This is a genomic window from Archangium lipolyticum, from assembly GCF_024623785.1.
Classification (GTDB): domain Bacteria; phylum Myxococcota; class Myxococcia; order Myxococcales; family Myxococcaceae; genus Archangium; species Archangium lipolyticum.
This window is the reverse complement of the sequence record NZ_JANKBZ010000019.1, coordinates 74,607-94,294: the sequence shown is the minus strand read 5'-3', so window position 1 is coordinate 94,294 and position 19,688 is coordinate 74,607. Positions and strand designations below refer to the sequence as shown.

Genomic DNA, 19,688 nt, shown 5'->3' with positions numbered 1-19,688 from the left:
TCCGGGGGACTGACAACACGAAAGGGGTGGACCCGACACCGGGAGCAGCGAACCGTGGTCGCGCCCCTCGGAATCGCCTACCTTGCGCCGCCTATATGAGTGGGAACACGCAGATGAAGGAGTTCCAGGGGCAGCAGCAGGTCACGCTCGCGCCAGACGCGCACCTCCTCCAGCCCCTCCTGGAGCACGCACGCACCAACCCGACGAAGCCGCTGTTCTCGCACCGTGCCGGCGACAGGTTCGAGTCCCTCACCGCCGCGGACATCGTCCGCACCGTGCGCCGGCTCGCCCGGGGGTTGATCTCCCTCGGGGTCGAACCGGGCCAGCGCATCGCCCTGATGTCCAAGACGCGCGTCGAGTGGGTGCTGCTCGACTACGCCATCCTGGCCGCCGGGGCCACCACGGTGCCCATCTACGAGACCTCCTCCGCCGACCAGGTGGAGTGGATCCTCAAGGACAGCGAGGCGGTGGCAGCCTTCTTCGAGACCGACCACCTGCACGCGCTCTACCGCCAGTCCGCGGACCGGCTCCCGGCCTGCCGCCACACCTTCGTCATCGACCAGGCGGCGTTGGAGCACCTCCAGCAGCGCGGGGACACGGTCGACGAGGCCCGCCTGGACGAGCGGCTGTCGCAGTTGCGGACCGACCATCTGGCCACCCTCATCTACACCTCGGGCACCACGGGGCGGCCCCGGGGCTGCGAGCTCTCTCACGGCAACATCCGGGTGAATGCCCTGCAGGTGATGGCCCACACGGGCAGCGTCCTCACCGCCGAGGACCGGGCGTTCCTGTTCCTGCCGCTCGCCCACGCGCTGGCGAAGATCCTCTTCCTCGCGGCGGTGGAGAAGGGCAACCTCGTGGCGTTCGCCACCAGCCCCGGCAAGCTGACCGAGGAGCTGGCGATGGTGCGGCCCACCTGGTTCGGCACGGTGCCGCGCGTGCTGGAGAAGGTGTTCCAGACGGCGCAGCAGAAGGCCGAGCAGGCGGGGCGCGGCCGGGTGTTCGACATGGCCCAGAAGGTGGCCATCCAATACTCGCGCGAGCGGTCCGCGGGCAGGGCCGCCCTGACGACCCGGCTGCAACACGCGCTGTTCGATCGGCTCGTGTACCGCAAGCTCCGCGAGGTGCTCGGCGGACAGGTGCGCTTCATCGTGTCGGGTGGAGGGCCGCTGCCGGAGTGGTTGAACCACTTCTACAACGGCCTGGGCGTGAAGGCGTTCGAGGGCTACGGCATGACCGAGACGAGCCCGGTGCTGACCATCAACGCCGCCGACGCCAACCGCATCGGAACGGTGGGCCAGCCGCTGCCCGGCACCACGGTGCGCATCGCGGATGACGGGGAGATCCTCGTGAAGGGGCCGCAGGTCTTCAAGGGCTACTGGAACAACGCCGAGGCCACGCAGCGCGCGCTCACCCCGGACGGCTGGTTGCAGACGGGAGACCTCGGGAGCCTGGACGAGCAGGGCTACCTGCGCATCACCGGCCGCAAGAAGGAGATCCTCGTCACCGCCGCCGGCAAGAACGTGGCGCCGGGGCCGCTGGAGGACCGCCTCCGCGAGCACCCGCTGGTCAGTCAGGCCATGGTGGTGGGCGAGGGCAAGCCCTTCGTCGCGGCGCTCATCACCATCGACACCGGCGCCTTCAACAACTGGGCCCGGAAGAATGGCAAGGCCGGGCAGCCGCTGGAGTCACTGGTGGAGGACGCCGCGCTGCGCGCGGAGGTGAACCAGGCGGTCGAGGCCGCCAACCGCACGGTGTCGCGCGCGGAGTCCATCCGCAAGTTCGTCATCCTCCCCCACGACTTCACCATCGAGCGCAACGAGCTGACGCCCTCGCTCAAGGTGAAGCGCCACATCGTCAGCAACCACTACGCGCAGCTCATCGAGCACCTGTACGCGCGTGGGGGCGGTGACTGAGGTCGCGCTCAGGCGATGATGCCCGGGATGCCCGGCGGCTGTTTGTACGGGTCGGGCGCCTCGTGGATGCCGGGCGGGCGGATCTCCGGCTCGGTCTCGCGGCCCGGCTCCTGTAGCGGTGGGTCGTGCCGGGGCGGCTCTATCTCCGGCGGCTGGCGCGTCGGCGGTTCGATCTCTGGCGCGTGCCTCCGGGGCGGATCCACCTCCGGCGGACGTTGGGGCTCCGGCTCGCGCTGCGGCGACTCGCGCGGCTCCGGCTCCTTCATCGGTGCTCCAGGTCTCGTGGGCGGCTGAACGGGCATGAGTCCCCCTCCTTCGTTCTCAAGCTGCTCATTCAGGTGGGTTCGGGTACGAGGCAGCCAGGGAAGGAAGCCCTCGTCCGCCTGCTGTCGGGCGTGCCGCCCGCCCCCAGGTTGGGAGTCACTGGACTTCCATGGAGGGCAGGGAAATGAGCGCTACCTGGTGGATGGTGGGGGGAATGGGGTTGGGCGCGGGACTGATGTACTGGGCGGACCCTCGCAGCGGCCGGCGCCGCCGAGCCGTGGCTCACGACAAGACCCTTCATGCCGTGCACGAGGCCGGGGACGCGGCGGGCGTGGTGGTCCGCGACATGGCCCACCGCTCGCGCGGCTACTTCTTCGAGTTCCTGAGCCGGGTGCGCTCCGAGGAGGTGGATGACAGGACACTCGAGGCCCGTATCCGCTCGGCGCTCGGCCGCGTGTGCTCACACCCGCATGCCATCCAGGTGGGCGTCACGCAGGGCCGGGTGCGGCTCGACGGCGTCATCCTCAAGAACGAGCACCCGCGGGTCATCTCCCGCATCGCGCGGGTCCGCGGTCTCCAGGGTCTGGTGGACAACCTGGAGGTGCACAAGCAGCCCGGCGGCCACCCAGCCTTGCAAAGCGGTTCCCAGAGGCCGGGAGAGCGTCCCGAGTTCCTCCAACACAACTGGTCGCCCGCGGCGCGCTTCGTGGCGGGGCTCGGGGGTGCCGGACTGATCACCTGGGGGCTCTCGCGACGTGGCATCCCGGGCATGGGCTCGGCCATCCTCGGAGGGCTGATCACCCTGCGCGGCATCACCAACATCGAGCTCAAGCGCATCATCGGCATCGGCGGCGGACGTCTGGCCATCGAGCTGCACAAGGACATCACCGTCCACGCACCGGTGGAGGAGGTGTTCGCCTTCTGGCGGGCGATGGAGAACTTCCCGCGCTTCATGACCCACGTGGAGGAGCTGCGCACCAGCGGTGAAGACCGCTCGCACTGGCGGGTGCGGGGCCCGGCCGGGGTCGTGTTCGAGTGGGACGCCCTCATCACCCGGCTCATTCCCAACCAGGTGCTCGCCTGGAAGAGCGTGGAGGGCTCCTCGGTGGAGCACGCTGGCATCATCCACTTCGAGCCGGTCCAGGATGGCCGTGCCACGCGGCTGGACATCCGCATGTCCTACAACCCACCCGCGGGCGCGCTGGGCCACGCCTTCGCCCTGCTGCTCGGCGCCAATCCCAAGCGGCAGATGGATGACGACCTGATGCGCTTCAAGTCGCTCATCGAGACGGGCAAGGCCACGGGGCGGGAGACCGTCTCACGCGACCAGCTGTCCATCCCGACACCGGAGCGGACCGGGCCCCGGCCGGTGCACTGACGCTGCGACATCCGGTGTAGGGAGACGACAGCGTGAGTTGATCCGACATAGGGGCGGGGTACTCGCCTCGTTCACGGGCGCTGACCTATGCTGGCAGGCCCGTGAAGGAATCACCCCCCAGCCCCCCCGCGTCCCTGGATCCTGCCTTCACCGAGCTCCGGGAAGCCTACGAGTCCGGCAATCTGATCATCTTCGCGGGCGCGGGGATCTCCGCCGCCGCCGGCCTGCCCGGTTGGAAGCGGCTGGTGGAGCTGCTCTCGGAGCGTGCCCGGGCTCGCAAGGCCGATACGGCGGCGCTCCAGGAGATCGCCGAGCTAACCGCCGCGCGCCAGTACATCGACGCGCTCTCGGCGCTCAAGGACTGCCTCGGCGCCTCCGAGTTCGGCACCGTCATCGAGCGGCACCTCGACGACAAGCTCACCGAAGAGCCGGAGGTGACCCGGGCCATCGCGGCGCTCGCGCCCCGCCTGCGCGCCGTCCTCACCACCAACATCGACCACCTGCTCGAGCGCGCCTTCGCCGGCCGCTGGCCCACGCTGCCTCGCGCCACGGGCGACATCGCCCAGCGCAGGGAATTCATCCTCAAGCTGCACGGTACCCTGCTCGACCGCTCCAGCTGGGTCTTCACCCGCGAGGACTACGACCGCGCCATCTTCGCCGACCCGAACCTGCACGGCGCCTTCACCGCCCTCTTCCACGCCGTGCCCCTCCTCTTCGTGGGCTACGGCCTGACCGATGACGACTTCGACCTGCACCTGGGCCGGATCCGCGCCTTCGCCGGAGCGCAGCCTCCCCGCCACTTCGCGCTCGTCCCCGCCGACTCCGTGACGCCTCACCGGCGCAAGCGGCTGGAGTCCTCCGGCGTGCGCCTCCTCCCCTACGACAACCCCGACGGGCGGCACACCGCCGTGGTGGACATGCTGCGGCAACTGGCCCTCCCACCTGCGGCACGTGGACCAGGCGTTTCCGGTTCCACCCGGCCCCTCACGCTCACCGAGGCACTCGGTATCATCGAGGCGGAGGGTTTCACTGCATCGACCGAGCTTCCTCGCGAGTCCATTCACGCCCGTTTGACTGGGGGGCCGCTGCTTATACTCCGGCTCCTGCGTTGCATGGACGTTCCCGGCACCACCGTCTGGTTGGGGCAACGAGCCGAAAAGGGAGAGGAACTTCGCGTTGTCCTCGGCACCGTTCTTTCGCTACCCAGCGAAGGAGGCTTCGCTCTCAGCTTCCACGAGGATGTGCTGCTCTCCTCCTCTCGCGCTCTGCTCATCGGATTGGCCAGCAAGCTCAGCGCCTACGGCGGCTCCGTTCGTGTGTATGGCCAGAAGACTCCGGATTCTCCGCTCATCCATGGCGTGGAGATCCTGGGACTACGTGAGACGCTGGTGCCGCTGGTGCGTGACCCACTCCGCGCACACGCGCAACAGTGCCTCACCGCGTGGAGCGAGGTAGACGAGCACCGCTTCGTGGCGACTCGTGCCCGGCTCCGGGAGACGGGCAAAGTGCTCCCGGTGCCAGAAGCCATCACTCAAGCACTGGACAAACACGGGCGTGTCCTCATCCTGGGGGACTTCGGAACAGGCAAGTCCACGCATCTCAAACGCCAGGCCGCCCTGATGGCCAAGGCGTTCTTGGAGGAGCCCCTGCAGGCTCCGGCGCCCCTGCTCCTGCCGTTGGTGGGGATGCCCCTGGGGCTGGACGCCCTCGTGACGAAGCACGTCCCGGGACTGTCGGGGGAAGCATTCCGGCTGGCCGCCGACCTGAACTTGATAGTCCCCCTTTTCGACGGGCTGGATGAGATGCAACTCGCCCCCCATCAGCTCGAGGGGGCCATCGGGACCTTGCTGGGAGCGTTCTCCGGAGGGTACGCGCGCGCGGTGCTCACCTCCCGCAAGACTCTCTTCCCCGACCCCGCCCGAGTCATGGCGGAGAAGCCAGGCGGCCCGTCTTCCTGGGCGGTCGTCGAGTTGGAGGACCTGGACCGCTCCGAGGTCATCGAGTTCGTGGGACGGCGGACCCCCTCGGTCGAGGAGAGGGCTCGCGTGATGGAGAGCATCCGGAGCACCCACGACCTGACGAGCCTCTCCAAGCGCCCGGTGCTGCTCGACCTCATCGTGAAGAGCCAGGAGCGGCTGTCGAGCCGGGAGATGAGCGCGGCGAAGCTCTACGAGCTGGCCGCGGAGGACTGGCTGGGGAGCCGGGAAGAACGTCTCGTCATCCACGAGTACCGGCTGGCCTTCGCGCGCAGCTTGGCACGAAAGCTCTTCGACTCCGGGGCGGCGAGCACCACGCGCAACGAGGTGGCGCGAATCGTGCTCGAGGAGATGCGTGGCGAGCGGTTTGCGTCCATCGACGAGGCCGAGCTCGAGGTCCGCACGGCCGTGTTCCTCGCCCATGACGAGCAGGAGGGACGTTTCCGATTCGCGCACAGATCCTTCCTCGAGTACTTCCTGGCGGCCGACATCTCCGCGCGGCTCGATGAGGGGCGGGAGGACGCCCTCGCGCTGCCACGGCTGACGCCGGAAGTCGTGGCGTTCCTGGCGGGAATGGAGGGATGGGAGCGGAGAAAGGCACTGCTGCGCCTGTTGCTCACCACGAGGTATCAGCCACGCGTCAGCGAGAACGCGCTGCTGGCGCTCTACCTCGCTGCCCGGGAGCGCGAAGGCGAGGGGGAGTCCCTGGAACGGGCACTCGAGAGCGAGCTTCCAGCTGGCATCCGTCTGGAGGGAGCGCGGCTCGCGGATGTCGATCTGCCCTGGATTTCCCTGCCGGGAGCGGTGCTCTCGGGAGCGGTGCTCTCGGGAGCCAGGCTGGCCTGGGCTGATCTCCGCGGAGCCCGGCTCGACCGCGCCAGGGCCGACCACGTCATTCTCGATGGAGCCGTGCTGGATGATGCGAGCCTCGTGGAGGCGGACCTCTTCCGGGCCTCGATGGTGGATGCGTCCATCGAGCACGTGAAGTGGGGTGCCGCGAACCGCGAGGGATTGATCGACCTCCACGTAGAGCCCGCACGGAGCGGGGCGAGAGGAGGAGATGTATCGCCACCCCGTGCCGTCCTTCACACCAGGGGCGGTGCCGTTGCCCATCTGGCCTGGTCCCCGGATCGCAGGCGTCTGGCCTCTGGTGCTTCTGATGGAACGGTGCGGGTGTGGGATGCGCGCAGCGGTGAGCTGCTCCACCGATTGGAGGGACACTCGGATCGGGTCAGGACGGTGGCGTATGCGCCAGATGGCTCTCGGCTGGCCTCGGGCTCGAACGATGGAACGGTGCGGGTGTGGGACGCGCGCAGCGGTGAGCTGCTCCATCGGCTGGAAGGGCACTCGGACCTGGTGAGGACCGTGGCGTATGCACCGGACGGCACGAGTCTGGCCTCGGGTTCGAACGATGAAACGGTGCGGGTGTGGGACGCGCGCAGCGGTGAGTTGCTCCACCAGCTGGAAGGACATGAAGGCCGTGTGTGGACCGTGGCGTATGCGCCGGACAGCTCGCGTCTGGCGTCAGGCTCGAACGATGGAACGATTCGGGTATGGGATGCGCGCAGCGGTGAGTTGCTCCACCAGCTGGAAGGACACGAGGGCTGTGTGTGGGCGATGGCGTATGCGCCAGACGGCTCTCGGCTGGCCTCGGGCGCGGACGACGGAACGGTGCGGGTGTGGGACGCGCGCACGGGGACGCTGCTCCACCAACTGGGCGAACGCGCGGGAGCTGTATGGACGGTGGCGTATGCGCCGGACAGCTCGCGGCTGGCCTCGGGCTCGAACGATGGAACGATACGGGTGTGGGACACACACAGTGGGGAACTGCTCCACTGGCTGGAGGGGCCCGAAGTCGGTGTATGGAAGGTGGCCTATGCGCCGGATGGCTCGCGACTGGCTTCGGGCGCTGAGGATGGAACGGTGCGGGTGTGGGACGCACGTAATGGGGAACTGCTCCACCGCCTGGAGGGACACTCGAACTGGGTCATCACGGTGGCGTATGCGCCGGACAGCTCGCGGCTGGCTTCGGGCGCGGACGATGGAAGGGTGCGGGTGTGGGACGCGCACAGCGGGGAGCTTCTTCACCGCCTGGAGGGACACGAGGGCCACGTGTGGACGGTGGCGTATGCGCCGGACGGCTCCCGGCTGGCCTCGGGCGTGGACGATGGATCGGTGCGGGTATGGGATGCGCGCAGCGGGGAGTTGCTCCACCGGCTGGAGGGGCACGAGGGCGCCGTGGAGACAGTGGAGTATGCGCCGGACGGCTCTCGGCTGGTCTCGGGTGCGGATGACGGAACGGTGCGGGTGTGGGACGCGCGCAACGGGAAGCTGCTCCACCGCCTGGAGGGACAAAAGGGCCGTGTCTTGATGGTGACGTATGCGCCGGACGGCTCTCGGCTGGCCTCGGGCGCGGACGATGGAACCGTGTGGGTATGGGACGCGCGCAACGGGAAGCTGCTCCACCGCCTGGAGGGACCCGAGGGCAGTGTGTGGACGGTGGCGTATGCGCCGGACGGCTCTCGGCTGGCCTCGGGCTCGAACGATGGAGCGGTGTGGGTGTGGGACGCGCGCAGCGGGGAGCTGCTCCACCGCCTGGAGGGACACAGGGACGGTGTGTGGACGGTGGCATATGCGCCAGACGGCTCTCGGCTGGCCTCGGGCGCCGCCGATGGAACGATACGCGTATGGGACGCGCGCACGGGGAAACTGCGCCACCAGCTCGGGCACCAGGGCGGTGTGTGGATGGTGGTGTATGCGCCGGACGGCTCGCGGATGGCTTCGGGCGCGGAGGGTGGAACGGTGCGGGTGTGGGACGCGCGCACGGGGGAGCTGCTCCATCAGCTGGAGGGGCACAAGGGCCGTGTCCTGACGGTGGCGTATGCGCCGGATGGTTCGCGGCTGGTCTCGGGCGCGGACGATGGAACGGTGCGGGTATGGGATGCGCACACGGGGGAGCTGCTCCGCCGGCTGGAGGGACACGTGGGTCATGTGTGGACGTTGGCCCATGCGCCGGATGGCTCGCGGCTGGCCTCGGGCGCGGACGATGGAACGGTGCGAGTGTGGTCCACCCACCCGGAAATCCAGAACACCGTCCTGGCGAGCACTCGGGAGGACTGGGTCGCGCTCGTCGACGGCACGCCCTTCTTCGTGGGCGAAGGCAACCTCTCCCGCCTGCTCCACTATGTCTCGGGCCCTCGAGCCATGTCCGCCGCGCTCTGGCGGCCCCTCTTCCAGCGCCCGGAGCTCGTACGCGAGGCACTCGCGGGCAAGCCTGTCGACATGAAGGCACTGGGGCTCGACAGCTACGAGGCCTGTGACTCCGCCCTCCTCACCGAGCGCAAGCGCCAGGGCCTCGTCCGCCGCCGGAGTCTGCGGGGTGGATTCCAGCCCGCTACGTCTCCTCCCCAGCCCGCGCCCTCCTTCTCCCTGCCTCTCTCCTCCCTGACCCTCGGGCTGCTCAGGGGAGGACAGCGGCCACCCCTCTCCCTTTTCCTGGAAGGGACCGGGCTTTCCCAGGGAGTGGAGCTCTCCGCCGTCCTCCACCTGGGTTCCCAGCGTCTCCCGGCCACACGCGTGGCTCTCGAGCGGAAGGGGGACGCAGCCCATACCGCCACCGTCCAGCTCCAATTCGAGGTCCCCGGTCCCGGGGAGGGGCTGCTTGCCCTCACCTCCCATCTCCAGAGCGGCCACGAGTACACCGAGACGCTCACGGTCTCCTTCGTTCCCGAGAACCCCTACATCGTGGGTCCTCCCATCGATCACCCGAGGGACTTCTACGGACGCGAGGAGGACCTCTCCCGCATCCTCCGCGATCTCGAGCAGGGGTACGTCGCGCTCATCGGCGACATGCGGATCGGCAAGAGCTCGCTCTTGAATCAGCTCGAGCACCGCCTGAGTGGGAGCTGCCAGGTCGTCTCCCTGCAGCGCCATATGTCCAACTTGGAGGCGCTGCCCACCCGGCTGGCCGGGCTCATCGCTCCCGGCGAGCGTCTGGAGGGCGAGCCCTATGACGTGCTCGACCGGGCCATCACCTCCCGCCTGACGGAGCTGACCCGGGCCCGAGGCCCCGGAGCGCGCTTCACCCTGCTCATCGACGAGGCCCAGCTCCTCACCCGCTCCGACTCCGTGCGGCACGAGCTGCGCAACCTCTTCCAGTCGCGTCGGCGCGATGGGCTGCGCGTCCTGGTGGCCGGCCCACCGCACGCCATGCGCGAGCTGGCCCATGATCCCACCGGCTCGCCCTTCCTGAACATCTTCCTGCCGTACCGCCTCGGTCCCATGACCCGTGCCGAGCTCGTCCGTCTGGTGCGCACGCCGCTGGGCGATGAGTACACGGTGACGGACGAGGCGGTGGATCGGATCGCGGCGTTGTCGGGCGGACGGCCTCTCATCGCGCAGCTCCTCTGCCGTCATGCGCTCGAGGCCTGCCATGCGTCGCGGCGCTTCCGCATCGACGGAGCGGACATCGAGCAGGCCTTCGGCGAGAAGGCGTTCGATGACGTCATCGACATCTATGGCTATCCCGGGCGCTGGGAGGGCCTGCCCGAGCAGGTCCGTGAGGTGCTGCGCCGTCTGGCCGGACTGCCCGCCACGGAGCGCGAGGCGCTCGACGCCCCAACGCTCCGCCTGCTCGAAGCCCATGGGCTCGCGGACAAGGCGAAGAAGCGCCTCGACGTGGAGCCCACCTTCTTTCTGTGGATCCAGGAGTTTCTGTCATGAGCTGGTGCATCCATGGTCCCGTGGACAAGGACGAGGACTGCCGGGATACAGCCGTCACCCAGCGAATCCTCCGCCTGTCGGAGCGCGGCGTGGTGGTGGTGGGTCCCAGCCGTATCGGCAAGACGAGCCTGCTTCACCGTGTCATCGAAAGCCTGGGGCCCCGGTTCGACAGCCCTCGCCCCATCCACCTGTCCAGCGAATCCAAAGACACCTTCGCCCGGATGGAGAAGGCCACGGGCTGGCTCGTGTTCGACGAGGCGCAGCACCTGCTGGATTGGAGCCCGAGGGCGCTCGGCGAGCTGCACCAACGGCTGAAGGATCGTCCGTTCGTCATGGCCGCCTGGCCCATCTTGATGAGGCCAGACGCGCCGGTCGAGCTGCAGCGGCTTCTCGAAGATGTGAGCATCGAGACACTCCATCCGCTGAGGCGCGAGGAAACGGCGCGGATGGTGCGGCGGGCCTGGAGTCATGCGCCCCTTGCCTGTGAGGACGACGTGGTGGAAGCCCTCCACCGCGCGACCGCCGGTTTCCCCAATCTGGTCGCGCGGCTCTGCCGCTTCCTCACGAGCACCGGCACCGAGGCACCATCCGCCCCCACCGATGGGGAGTTGGCGGGCTTCATCGACTCCGTCGAGGATTTCGATGACCCCTTCCAGGCCATCTACGCCTCACTCCCTCCACGAATGCAGCAATTGCTGGACGGCGCCCGGATCAGCACGGGGTCGAGCCTTGAGGCCCTCCGGCAGTACGGTCTCGTCGCTGGAAGTCCGGCCTCGTTCAACGGCTCGCTCTTCGGCCGCGTCTGGGGACCCGGGAGCACCTGGGAGCCGAGGGTCTCGCGGGCTGCTCCGGCGGTGGTGCGCCGCGCACCTTCCGGGCCGAAGCCCGCCCTCACGTGGCTGCATCTGTCCGATCTCCACTTCGGTGCCGGGGAGCAGCAGAGACAACAGAAGCACCGCTTCAACCAGGAAGTCGTCATCGGGGCCATCCGCCAGGACGTGGAGAAGAATCTCCCTTGGATACCGGACACCCTCTTCGTCACGGGGGACATCGCCTTCAGCGCGAAGCCCGAGCAGTACCAGCAGGCGGCTCAATGGCTGAAGAAGCTCGTCGAGGCTGCCGGCACCTCGACCGCAGCGCTCCGCGTGGTGCCCGGCAACCACGACGTCGATCGCTCCCTGGCCGGGGAGCCCGACGTCCAAGGCGCTCACGAGGCCATCCGCAGGAAGCCTGGAGCCATCGACGATCACCTCCACAGGGAGCGCAGCCGCAAGCTGCTGGGCGACAAGCTCGGGGCCTATGTCCGCTTCCTGGAGGAGCTCGTTCCCAACCACCCGCGAGGCGCGGACGACCTGCTGCTCGACTGGAGCGAGCAACATGACCCCACCACGGAGCTGCCCGGGCGGGTGTGGTTCGTCGGCCTGTGCTCGGTCTGGGTGAGCGACAAGGACGACGCCGAGAGGAAGCTCATCATCGGCGAGCGGCAGCTCCGCGCGCTCCAGGAGGTGAAGGAGGAGGATCTGCTGCTCCTGCTCACCCACCATCCACCGGGCTGGCTGCACCCGGATGCCGAGGATCTGCTCCTGGAGCGGATGATGGAGCGAGGTCCTCATCTGCATCTCTGCGGGCACGTCCACGTCGCCCGGGCCCGTGCGCTGCGAAGCCTCGGCATCTCCCGCGAGTCGGTCCGCCTCGTCGCGGGAGCGGGCCACGGTGAGTCCTCCGAACAGCATGGCTATGCATGGGGAGCCCTGCGCTGGAACCAGGGGCGCTGGGAGCTGGGCTGGGCGCCGCGCGTCTTCGTGCGTGGATGGGGCATGCGGCCGGATCTCAACCGTTACAATCTGGACGACGAGGGCTTCGCCTGGACGCCTCTGGAGCTGAAGTGGGGAGAGCCGGGCTCGAGCCGGGCCAAGAAAGAGGTAGGGTGAACCCTGAGGGCAGGTGGGAGAACCTGACCCGACACGTCAGACCCAGGTGCTAGACCGGCTCCATGGAAACGGAGACGGGCGTTGGAGAATATCGGGGAGTCATGGAACACAAACCGGCCACCCATGCCGATCTGGAGGCACTCCCCGAGCATGTCGTGGGGGAGATCATCGCCGGAGAGCTCCATGTGAGCCCCCGGCCAGCATCGCCTCACACGGTGGCGGCTTCCGTGCTGGGCATGGAGCTGGGAGGACCGTTCCACCGGGGGCGCGGAGGCCCAGGAGGCTGGGTGCTCCTGGACGAGCCCGAGTTGCACCTGGGGCAGGACGTGCTGGTACCGGACCTGGCCGGCTGGCGCCGGGAGAGGATGCCCCGGCCGCCACGCACCGCGGCCTTCACACTCGCGCCAGACTGGGTCTGTGAGGTGCTCTCTCCTTCCACGGCCAGGTTGGATCGGGCGCTCAAGCTCCCCGTGTACACGCGCGAGGGCGTCCGGCACGTGTGGTTCCTGGACCCGGAGGTGCGCATGCTGGAAGTGTTCCGGCTGGAAGGGGCGCGCTACTCCCTGCTGGGCACGCACACCAGCACGGCACGGGTGCGTGCCGAGCCGTTCGAAGCGCTGGAGCTGGAGCTCGCCGCGCTCTGGGATGAGGCGTAGCGCGTAATACCCGGGACATGCGGCCGCGCTCGGGTTGTGCGAGATAGGGGGCAGCCCATGCCCACGCCCTCTTCCCGCTCCTCACTCCGCGCGCTCCTGCTGTCCTCCTCGCTCCTGCTCGCCTGTGCCCATGTCGGCGGCGGACAGACGACAGCCACCGGCGCCACCCCTCCCGCGAACGCCCGCCAGGTGCACGCGCGGGTGCTGGCCATCAATGACTTCCACGGGAACCTCGCGCCTCCCCAGGGCTCCTCGGGGGAGATCCGTACGGGGTCCACCAAGACGAAGGCGGGAGGCATCGGCTTCCTCGCCCGTCATCTGGCGGATCTGCGCGCCCGAGATCCACGGAACACCCTCGTGGTCTCCTCGGGAGATCTCATCGGCGCCAGTCCGCTCGTCTCCGCCCTCTTCCACGACGAGCCCACCATCGAGGCGATGAACCTCGCCGGGCTGCAGCTCAACGCCGTGGGCAACCATGAGTTCGACGAGGGCACCACCGAGCTCAAGCGCATGCAGATGGGTGGCTGCCACCCGGTGGACGGCTGCCAGGACGGCACGCCCTTCGAGGGCGCGCGCTTCCAGTTCCTCGCCGCCAACGTGGTCGACGAGAAGGGCGCCACCCTCTTCCCCCCCTACGCCGTGCGCGAGCTCGCGGGCGTGAAGGTGGCCTTCATCGGCATGACGCTCGAGGGCACGCCGGAGATCGTCGACGCCGCCGGCATCCGGGGCTTCCAGTTCCGGGACGAGGCCGACACGGTCAACGCGCTGGTGCCCGAGCTGAGGAAGCAGGGCATCCGGGCCATCGTGGTGCTCCTCCATGAGGGGGGTGTCCAGCAACCGGGCGGCTCGTACGACGGCTGCGAGGGCATCTCCGGCCCCATCGTGGACATCGTCCACCGCATGGACAAGGAGGTGGACGCCATCCTCAGCGCCCACACCCACCAGTCCTACAATTGCGTCATCGAAGGCAGGCGCGTCACCAGCGCGGCCCCCTACGGGCGGATCATCACGGACCTCGACCTGGTGCTGGACACGTCCACCGGAGACGTCGTGGAGACCACCGCGCGCAACGTCATCGTCACCCAGGACGTGGAAGGCGTCCCCGACGTGCAGGCGCTCGTCGACCGCTATGACCGGCTGGCCGCCCCCCTGCGAGACCGCGTCCTCGGCCGGGTGACCGCGCCGCTCCAGCAGCCCAACGCCAGGAAGTGGCCCTCGGGCGAATCCACCCTGGGCAACGCCCTCGCCGATGCGCAGCTCGCGGCGACGAAGAGCCTGGGCGCCCAGGTGGCCTTCATGAACCCGGGCGGCATCCGGGGGGACCTCGACGCGGGTGACGTCACCTATGGCGAGGCCTTCACCCTCCAGCCCTTCGGCAACTCCCTCGTGACGCTGACGCTCACCGGCGCCCAGCTCCACTCCCTGTTGGAGGCCCAGTGGGAGGGAAGCCACCCGCGCATCCTCCAACCCTCGCAGGGCTTCTCCTATACGTGGAAGGCCTCGGCCCCCGTGGGCCAGAAGGTGGACCCGGCCAGCATCCGACTCAATGGCATGCCCATCGAGCCGGCGGGCCGCTACCGCGTGACGGTGAGCAGCTTCCTCGCGGGCGGCGGAGATGGCTTCCGCGAGCTCGCCGAGGGCACCAACCGTCAGGGCGGCATGCTGGACGTGGACGCACTGGAGGCCTGGCTGAAGGCCTCCCCGCGCTCGCCACCGGAGACGAACCGCATCACCCGCGTGGAGTAGCCACCAGCAAACACTCCCGCCGGAGAGCGGGCGACACTTGTCACCCGCCGTACGGGCATCCCGGGGGCACCGTTGCCACACATACGGGCCATGCATTCCTCGCGTCTTGGATTCCTGGGTTGTGTCGTCCTGTGCGCGCTGGTGGCCGCCTGTACGCACCACGCGCCCCTCTCCCGCTCCAACTCCGAGCCGCCGCTGGCTCCCGGCGAGCACCAGCGCGTCCTCAACGGGGTGAGGCTCTACTACCGCATCGCCGGAAAGGACTCCGACGAGCGCGCGCCCGTGCTCTTCCTCCATGGAGGCCCCGGCTACAACAGCTACAGCTTCGCCCGGCTCATGGGCACCCGGCTCGAGAAGGGCCGGCGCATGGTGTACCTGGACCAGCGCGGCTGTGGCCGCTCCGAGCGCCCCTGGGACGGCCGCTACTCGCTGGAGGTGCTGGTGGAAGACGTGGAGGCGCTGCGCCAGGAGCTGGGCGTGGAGCGCTGGGTGCTGATGGGCCACTCCTTCGGCGCGACGCTCGCGCTGGAGTACGCGGCGCGCCATCCCCAGCACGTGGCGGGCATGGTGTACGTGAGTGGCTTCTCGGACGCGTCCAGCTCGTTCGCCACCTGGAAGCGCGAGCTCGAGCGCCTGCACCCCGGGCGGGTGGAAGCCGCGGCCTCTACCGGGGACACGTCGGACTACACGCGGGTGATGCGCGCGCTGCGCGGCCTGGACGCCCAGTCCTTCTTCCACCAGCTGCAGTTCCGCGACGCCATGTACCTCCAGATGCAGGAGGCCGTGGACACGGAGAGCGGCCTGCGCAACACGGGCGAGCTGTCACGGGCCCTCTTCTCCCAGGAGCTGCTCGGCTACCGCTTCACGGCCTTCGATCGCATCACCGCGCCGGTGCTCGTCGTCGGTGGCCGGTATGACAACTCCATCGGCCTGGAGAGCATCCAGGCCCTGGCGAAGGCCCTGCCCCGCGCCACCTTCCTCGAGTACGAGCAGAGCGGGCACTTCCCCTACCTGGAGGAAGCAGACCGCTTCGAGCGGGACGTGAGCCAGTTCCTGTCCACCCTGCCGTGAGGCGGCCCGCTCACGGCCCCGGCGTGGTACGACCCGCCGCGCCACCCACCTCGGTGGAGCCCACGACGCGGCGCTGGGCCTCGTCGAACTCGAGCTCCAGCAGCCGCCCCGAGCCCCGAGGCGCCAGGCCGAAGCGCACCCGCCAGTAATTGGGGCGCACCCTCACGGCCTCGGCGACGTCGGCGACCTCGTAGCCCGAGGAGGTGGCGTATTCCTGGCCGATGCGGATGACATCCCGGTAGCCCAGCTCCTGCTGCACGGTGTTGGGCGGCTCCGGGTACATGCGCCGCTCCTGGGTCGGGCCGGCACAGCCGACGCCCAGGAGGGTGGACGACAAGAAGAGAGCGAGTACGGGGCGTGAGCGGACCATGACCGTTCAAAGGTGAGCATGGTCCGTGCCACACGGGGCTCCCTCGGAGACTCGATGGGAGCCCGGGAGACCGGCCCGCAAGCATTGCGCTCGCGGAATACCGGGCCGCAGCGGTTGCGCTCGCGCCCGAGGGGCGGCTAGCCCTTGGTGGGCGTGGTGGCGGCCACCGGCAGCTGCTTGTTCACCACCTCGTCGATGATGCCGTACTGCCGGGCCTCCTCGGCGCTCATGAAGTAGTCGCGCTCGGTGTCCTTCTCGATGCGCTCGATGGAGTGGCCCGTGTGCTTCACGATGAGGCCGTTGATGTAGGAGCGCAGGCGCAGAATCTCCTTCGCCTGGATGTCGATGTCGGACGCCTGGCCCTGGGCCCCACCCAGCGGCTGGTGGATCATGATGCGCGCGTTGGGCAGCGCGTACCGCTTGCCCGAGGCCCCGGCGAGCAGGAGCAGCGCCCCCATCGAGGCCGCCTGCCCGATGCAGATGGTCGACACCGGACACTTGACGTACTGCATCGTGTCGTAGATGGCGAGACCGGCCGTCACCGAACCACCCGGCGAGTTGATGTAGAGGTTGATGCCCTTGTCCGGGTCCTCGGACTCGAGGAAGAGCAGCTGGGCGACGATGATGTTGGCCACTTCATCGGTCACCGGCGTGCCGAGCATGACGATCCGGTCCTTGAGGAGCCGGCTGTAGAGGTCATAGGCGCGCTCGCCTCGGTGGGTGGTCTCGATGACGAAGGGGATGTTCATGGCCTCCCAACACTAATGCGCCTTCCCGCCCCACGCCCGTGCGTTCTTCGCGGACCGTGCGCCAGACCACGGTCGGCCCTCCCGGAGCGTCCACGGGGTGCCTACGGCGCCGGGTCCCGGATGACCTCTGGGGTGTCCCCGGCAGGCTCCTCGCCCGCCCTCCTCCCGGACATGGCCCCCCCCATGGCCAGAGTCCCCCACCCCGCCCACCCTGTAGCTCTCGGAGGCCGCGCATGGGTCTGGTGGGAGAAGCCGTCGGTCGGGCAGTGGGGACGCTGTGGGGGCCATCGTTTCGCGCCATCTCGGAGCTGCGCCACGCCCGCTCCCTCCACGCCGAGGGCATCTGCCTGCAGGCCGATGTCGTCCCGGTGAGGACGGATCCGCCCTTCACGGACGTGGCCGAGCGCCTCGCGGGCCCGGCCTTCGTGCGGCTCTCCACCGCCATGTGGAGGGGCGGGCGCGAGTGGCCGGACATCCTCGGGGCATCGGTGCGCTTCCGGCAGGACGCGCGCATCACCGAGGAGGCCTCGCCCGGCGACCAGGACGTCCTCTTCGCCACCGTGCGCCACGTCTGGACGCTGGCCCCCGCCGCCTTCTCCACCCGCGTCCACGACTGGCTCTCGAACGACTATTACGGGCTCGCGCCCTTCACGGTGCGGAGGCTCGGGCGGGCGAAGCTGCGGCTCACCTCGCCGCGTGATGTGCCCCGGAGGCAGGGCTCGCGGGTGCAGCGCCTGCGCGAGGCCATGAGCGAGGGCCATGCCTTCCTCACCTTCGAGGTGTACCCCCTGGAGCACGGCCTGCCCCACACCTGGACGCCGCTGGCGGATCTCTTCCTGCGCGCCGAGGTGACGCTGAATCCCGCGCGCCTGCGCTTCGACCCCTTCCGCGACGGGCTCGGCATCACCCCTCGTGGCTTCCTGCATGCCCTGCGGCTCCCCGTGTACCGGCAGAGCCAGGAGGGCCGCACCGAGCACTGAGCACGACCCGGGCCGCGTCACTCCAGGAGGACGCCCGCGCGCCCGCGGAGCTCGAGTCCTTCACATCGTTCATGGTCGTCACCTTTCGCGGCCAGACCCTGCCGGGGTCGAGGCACGGCCGCAAGGCGATCCCTCTGTGCCCCACGTGCCAGAAGCCCTGCCGGTTCGTCCCATTGCCGGCCGGAGGCCAGTGCCCCACCCATCATGGACGTCCTTTCCGGGGAGCGTCATGCCGCTGAATCTCGTCGTCATCTACGGCTCGGTCCGCACCGGGCGGCAGGGAATCCGCGCCGCGCGCTTCGTCCACCGTGGCCTGGAGGCTCGCGGACACACCGTGACGTTCGTCGACGCCCTCGAGTACCGGCTGCCCCTGCTGGAGCGGCTGTACGTCGAGTATCCGCGAGGGAGCGCGCCGGAACCGCTGGAGCGGCTGGCGACGCTGTACCGCGCCGCCGACGCGTTCGTCCTCGTCGCGGGCGAGTACAACCATGGGATGCAGCCGGGGTTGAAGAACCTGCTGGACCACTTCTACGCGGAGTACCACTGGCGGCCGTCGGCCATCGTCTGCTACTCGGGCGGCGGGTTCGGCGGCGTGCGCGCGGCGATGCAGCTCCGCATGACGCTCTGCGAGCTGGGCATGCCGAGCATCCCGAGCCTGCTGCCAGTACCGAAGGTGCAGCAGGCGTTCGATGAGCAGGGTGTCCCCGCCGATCCGGCGTGGGAGAAGCGGTTCGACAAGTTCGCCAGCGAGTTGGAATGGTATGCCGAGGCACTGAAGGCACGGCGCCAGAACGGAGTGCCCCACACCCCATTGGCGTGAGCACTACACCGGCCCGCGGCCCCGCCCCATCACCTCCCAGCGGCCCGTCACCTGCCCACCACGCACCGCCCACAGCTCGTCCTGCAGGTTCACCGAGACACAGACGTGGTTGGGCACTACCCGCACCCGGTCGCCCACGCGCGGTCTCCACGAGGTGCGCGACAGGTCCAGCAGTCCATGCTCCTCGGAGAGGGAGTGCACCACCACCTCGGGCCGGTCCACCAGCGCGCCATAGCCGCCCACGGGTAGCTCCTCCTTCGCCAGGGCCTTGGAGCCCGCGTCGATGACGGCCTGCCCCGCCACCGAGGTGCTCACCACCGTGGCGAGCACCGAGTAGGCCACCTCCTCCCAGCCGCACGCGCCCATCCACGCGCTGGCGCGATCGAAGAAGGGGGTGATGCCCGGGCGGATCTCATTCATCCCCACCACCTCGTGCGAGCGCCAGAGGGTGGGCGTGGAGCCGCCGCTCACGATTCCGGGCTTCAGCCCCGCGGCGCCCAGCGCGTCCAGGAAGGCGCCGAGCCGCCTGGACACCTCCACGAGCGCCGGGCCCTGCTCGGCCAGCGGCATGCGGATGTGCCCCGGGTAGAACATCACGCCCTGGTACTCGACGCCCTGGAGCTCGGCGGCCTCGCGGGCCAGCGCCACGGCCTCCTCCGGCGTCTGCACGCCCACGCGGCGCATCCCCAGGTCCAGCTCCACCAGCACGCCCGTGGTGCGCCCCACCTCGCGAGCGGCCTCGGCCAGCCCCGCCAGCACCTCGCGCGAGTCCAGTCCCACCGAGAGCCGCACGCGCCGGGACAGCGCCATCAGCCGCTTCAGCTTGGACGCCCCCACGGGCGAGTAGGCCAGGAGCACGTCCTCGGCCACGGCGCCCATCACCTCGGCCTCGCGCGGCGTGGCCACCGTGACGCCGGCCGCTCCGGCCTCGAGCTGCCTCACCGCGAGCTCCGGCACCTTGTGCGTCTTCGTGTGCGGCCGCCACCTCAGCCCGTGCGTGCGCGTGTACGCCGCCGCCTTCTGGAGGTTGGCCTCCATGCGCTCCACGTCCACGAGCGCGGCCGGGGTCTCGATGCTGTCCAGGGAGAAAGGGCTCATTCGGGCCTGGG

General features: G+C 69.4%; 13 protein-coding genes. 9 read left to right on the top strand and 4 right to left on the bottom strand.

Annotated elements, in window-relative coordinates; translation table 11 throughout:
* The first annotated feature begins 113 nt into the window (after positions 1 to 113).
* Complete coding sequence (locus tag NR810_RS32685) at positions 114 to 1,916, top strand: AMP-dependent synthetase/ligase (protein WP_257458356.1); 1,803 nt, start codon at positions 114 to 116, stop codon at positions 1,914 to 1,916.
* 8 nt (positions 1,917 to 1,924) lie between these two features.
* Here the strand turns inward: NR810_RS32685 and NR810_RS32680 are convergent, their stop codons facing one another.
* Positions 1,925 to 2,218 (bottom strand): hypothetical protein, encoded by a 294-nt coding sequence (locus tag NR810_RS32680; protein ID WP_257458355.1) that lies wholly within the window; start codon positions 2,216 to 2,218, stop codon positions 1,925 to 1,927.
* 146 nt (positions 2,219 to 2,364) lie between these two features.
* Between NR810_RS32680 and NR810_RS32675 the strand changes: the two genes are divergently transcribed.
* The 6 genes from NR810_RS32675 (at position 2,365) to NR810_RS32650 (ending at position 15,660) form a co-directional block, all read left to right on the top strand.
* Positions 2,365 to 3,558 carry an SRPBCC family protein gene (locus tag NR810_RS32675; protein ID WP_257458354.1) on the top strand — a complete coding sequence of 398 codons (1,194 nt, stop codon included), beginning with the start codon at positions 2,365 to 2,367 and terminating at the stop codon, positions 3,556 to 3,558.
* A 101-nt stretch (positions 3,559 to 3,659) separates the two neighbouring features.
* Positions 3,660 to 10,256 carry a WD40 domain-containing protein gene (locus NR810_RS32670; RefSeq protein WP_257458353.1) on the top strand — a complete coding sequence of 2,199 codons (6,597 nt, stop codon included), beginning with the start codon at positions 3,660 to 3,662 and terminating at the stop codon, positions 10,254 to 10,256.
* Positions 10,253 to 12,187: a metallophosphoesterase gene (locus tag NR810_RS32665; protein WP_257458352.1), complete on the top strand. Its 1,935-nt coding sequence runs from the start codon at positions 10,253 to 10,255 to the stop codon at positions 12,185 to 12,187. The genes NR810_RS32670 and NR810_RS32665 overlap by 4 nt, the downstream gene beginning before the upstream one ends.
* A 101-nt stretch (positions 12,188 to 12,288) precedes the next feature.
* On the top strand, positions 12,289 to 12,843 hold the full coding sequence (locus tag NR810_RS32660) for a Uma2 family endonuclease (protein WP_257458351.1): 555 nt from the start codon (positions 12,289 to 12,291) through the stop codon (positions 12,841 to 12,843).
* A 57-nt stretch (positions 12,844 to 12,900) separates the two neighbouring features.
* Positions 12,901 to 14,589, top strand: a complete 1,689-nt coding sequence (locus tag NR810_RS32655; protein WP_257458350.1) for a bifunctional metallophosphatase/5'-nucleotidase — start codon at positions 12,901 to 12,903, stop codon at positions 14,587 to 14,589.
* Between the two features lie 90 nt (positions 14,590 to 14,679).
* Entirely contained in the window at positions 14,680 to 15,660 is a 981-nt protein-coding gene (locus NR810_RS32650; protein ID WP_257458349.1) for an alpha/beta fold hydrolase, read from the top strand.
* A gap of 10 nt (positions 15,661 to 15,670) precedes the next feature.
* On the opposite strand, the gene NR810_RS32645 is transcribed toward NR810_RS32650, so the two are convergent.
* Both NR810_RS32645 and clpP read right to left on the bottom strand, forming a co-directional pair.
* A complete protein-coding gene (locus tag NR810_RS32645) occupies positions 15,671 to 15,943 on the bottom strand; it encodes a hypothetical protein (protein ID WP_257458348.1) in 273 nt (90 codons plus the stop codon).
* Between the two features lie 224 nt (positions 15,944 to 16,167).
* Positions 16,168 to 16,779 carry an ATP-dependent Clp endopeptidase proteolytic subunit ClpP gene (gene clpP / locus NR810_RS32640; protein ID WP_257458347.1) on the bottom strand — a complete coding sequence of 204 codons (612 nt, stop codon included), beginning with the start codon at positions 16,777 to 16,779 and terminating at the stop codon, positions 16,168 to 16,170.
* Positions 16,780 to 17,012: 233 nt separating this feature from the next.
* Between clpP and NR810_RS32635 the strand changes: the two genes are divergently transcribed.
* A complete protein-coding gene (locus NR810_RS32635; protein WP_257458346.1) occupies positions 17,013 to 17,759 on the top strand; it encodes a hypothetical protein in 747 nt (248 codons plus the stop codon).
* 229 nt (positions 17,760 to 17,988) lie between these two features.
* Positions 17,989 to 18,579 carry an NADPH-dependent FMN reductase gene (locus tag NR810_RS32630; RefSeq protein ID WP_257458345.1) on the top strand — a complete coding sequence of 197 codons (591 nt, stop codon included), beginning with the start codon at positions 17,989 to 17,991 and terminating at the stop codon, positions 18,577 to 18,579.
* Positions 18,580 to 18,582: 3 nt separating this feature from the next.
* Here NR810_RS32630 and NR810_RS32625 read toward each other — a convergent pair whose 3' ends face one another.
* Positions 18,583 to 19,677 (bottom strand): D-TA family PLP-dependent enzyme, encoded by a 1,095-nt coding sequence (locus NR810_RS32625; RefSeq protein WP_257458344.1) that lies wholly within the window; start codon positions 19,675 to 19,677, stop codon positions 18,583 to 18,585.
* Between the last annotated feature and the right edge of the window lie 11 nt (positions 19,678 to 19,688).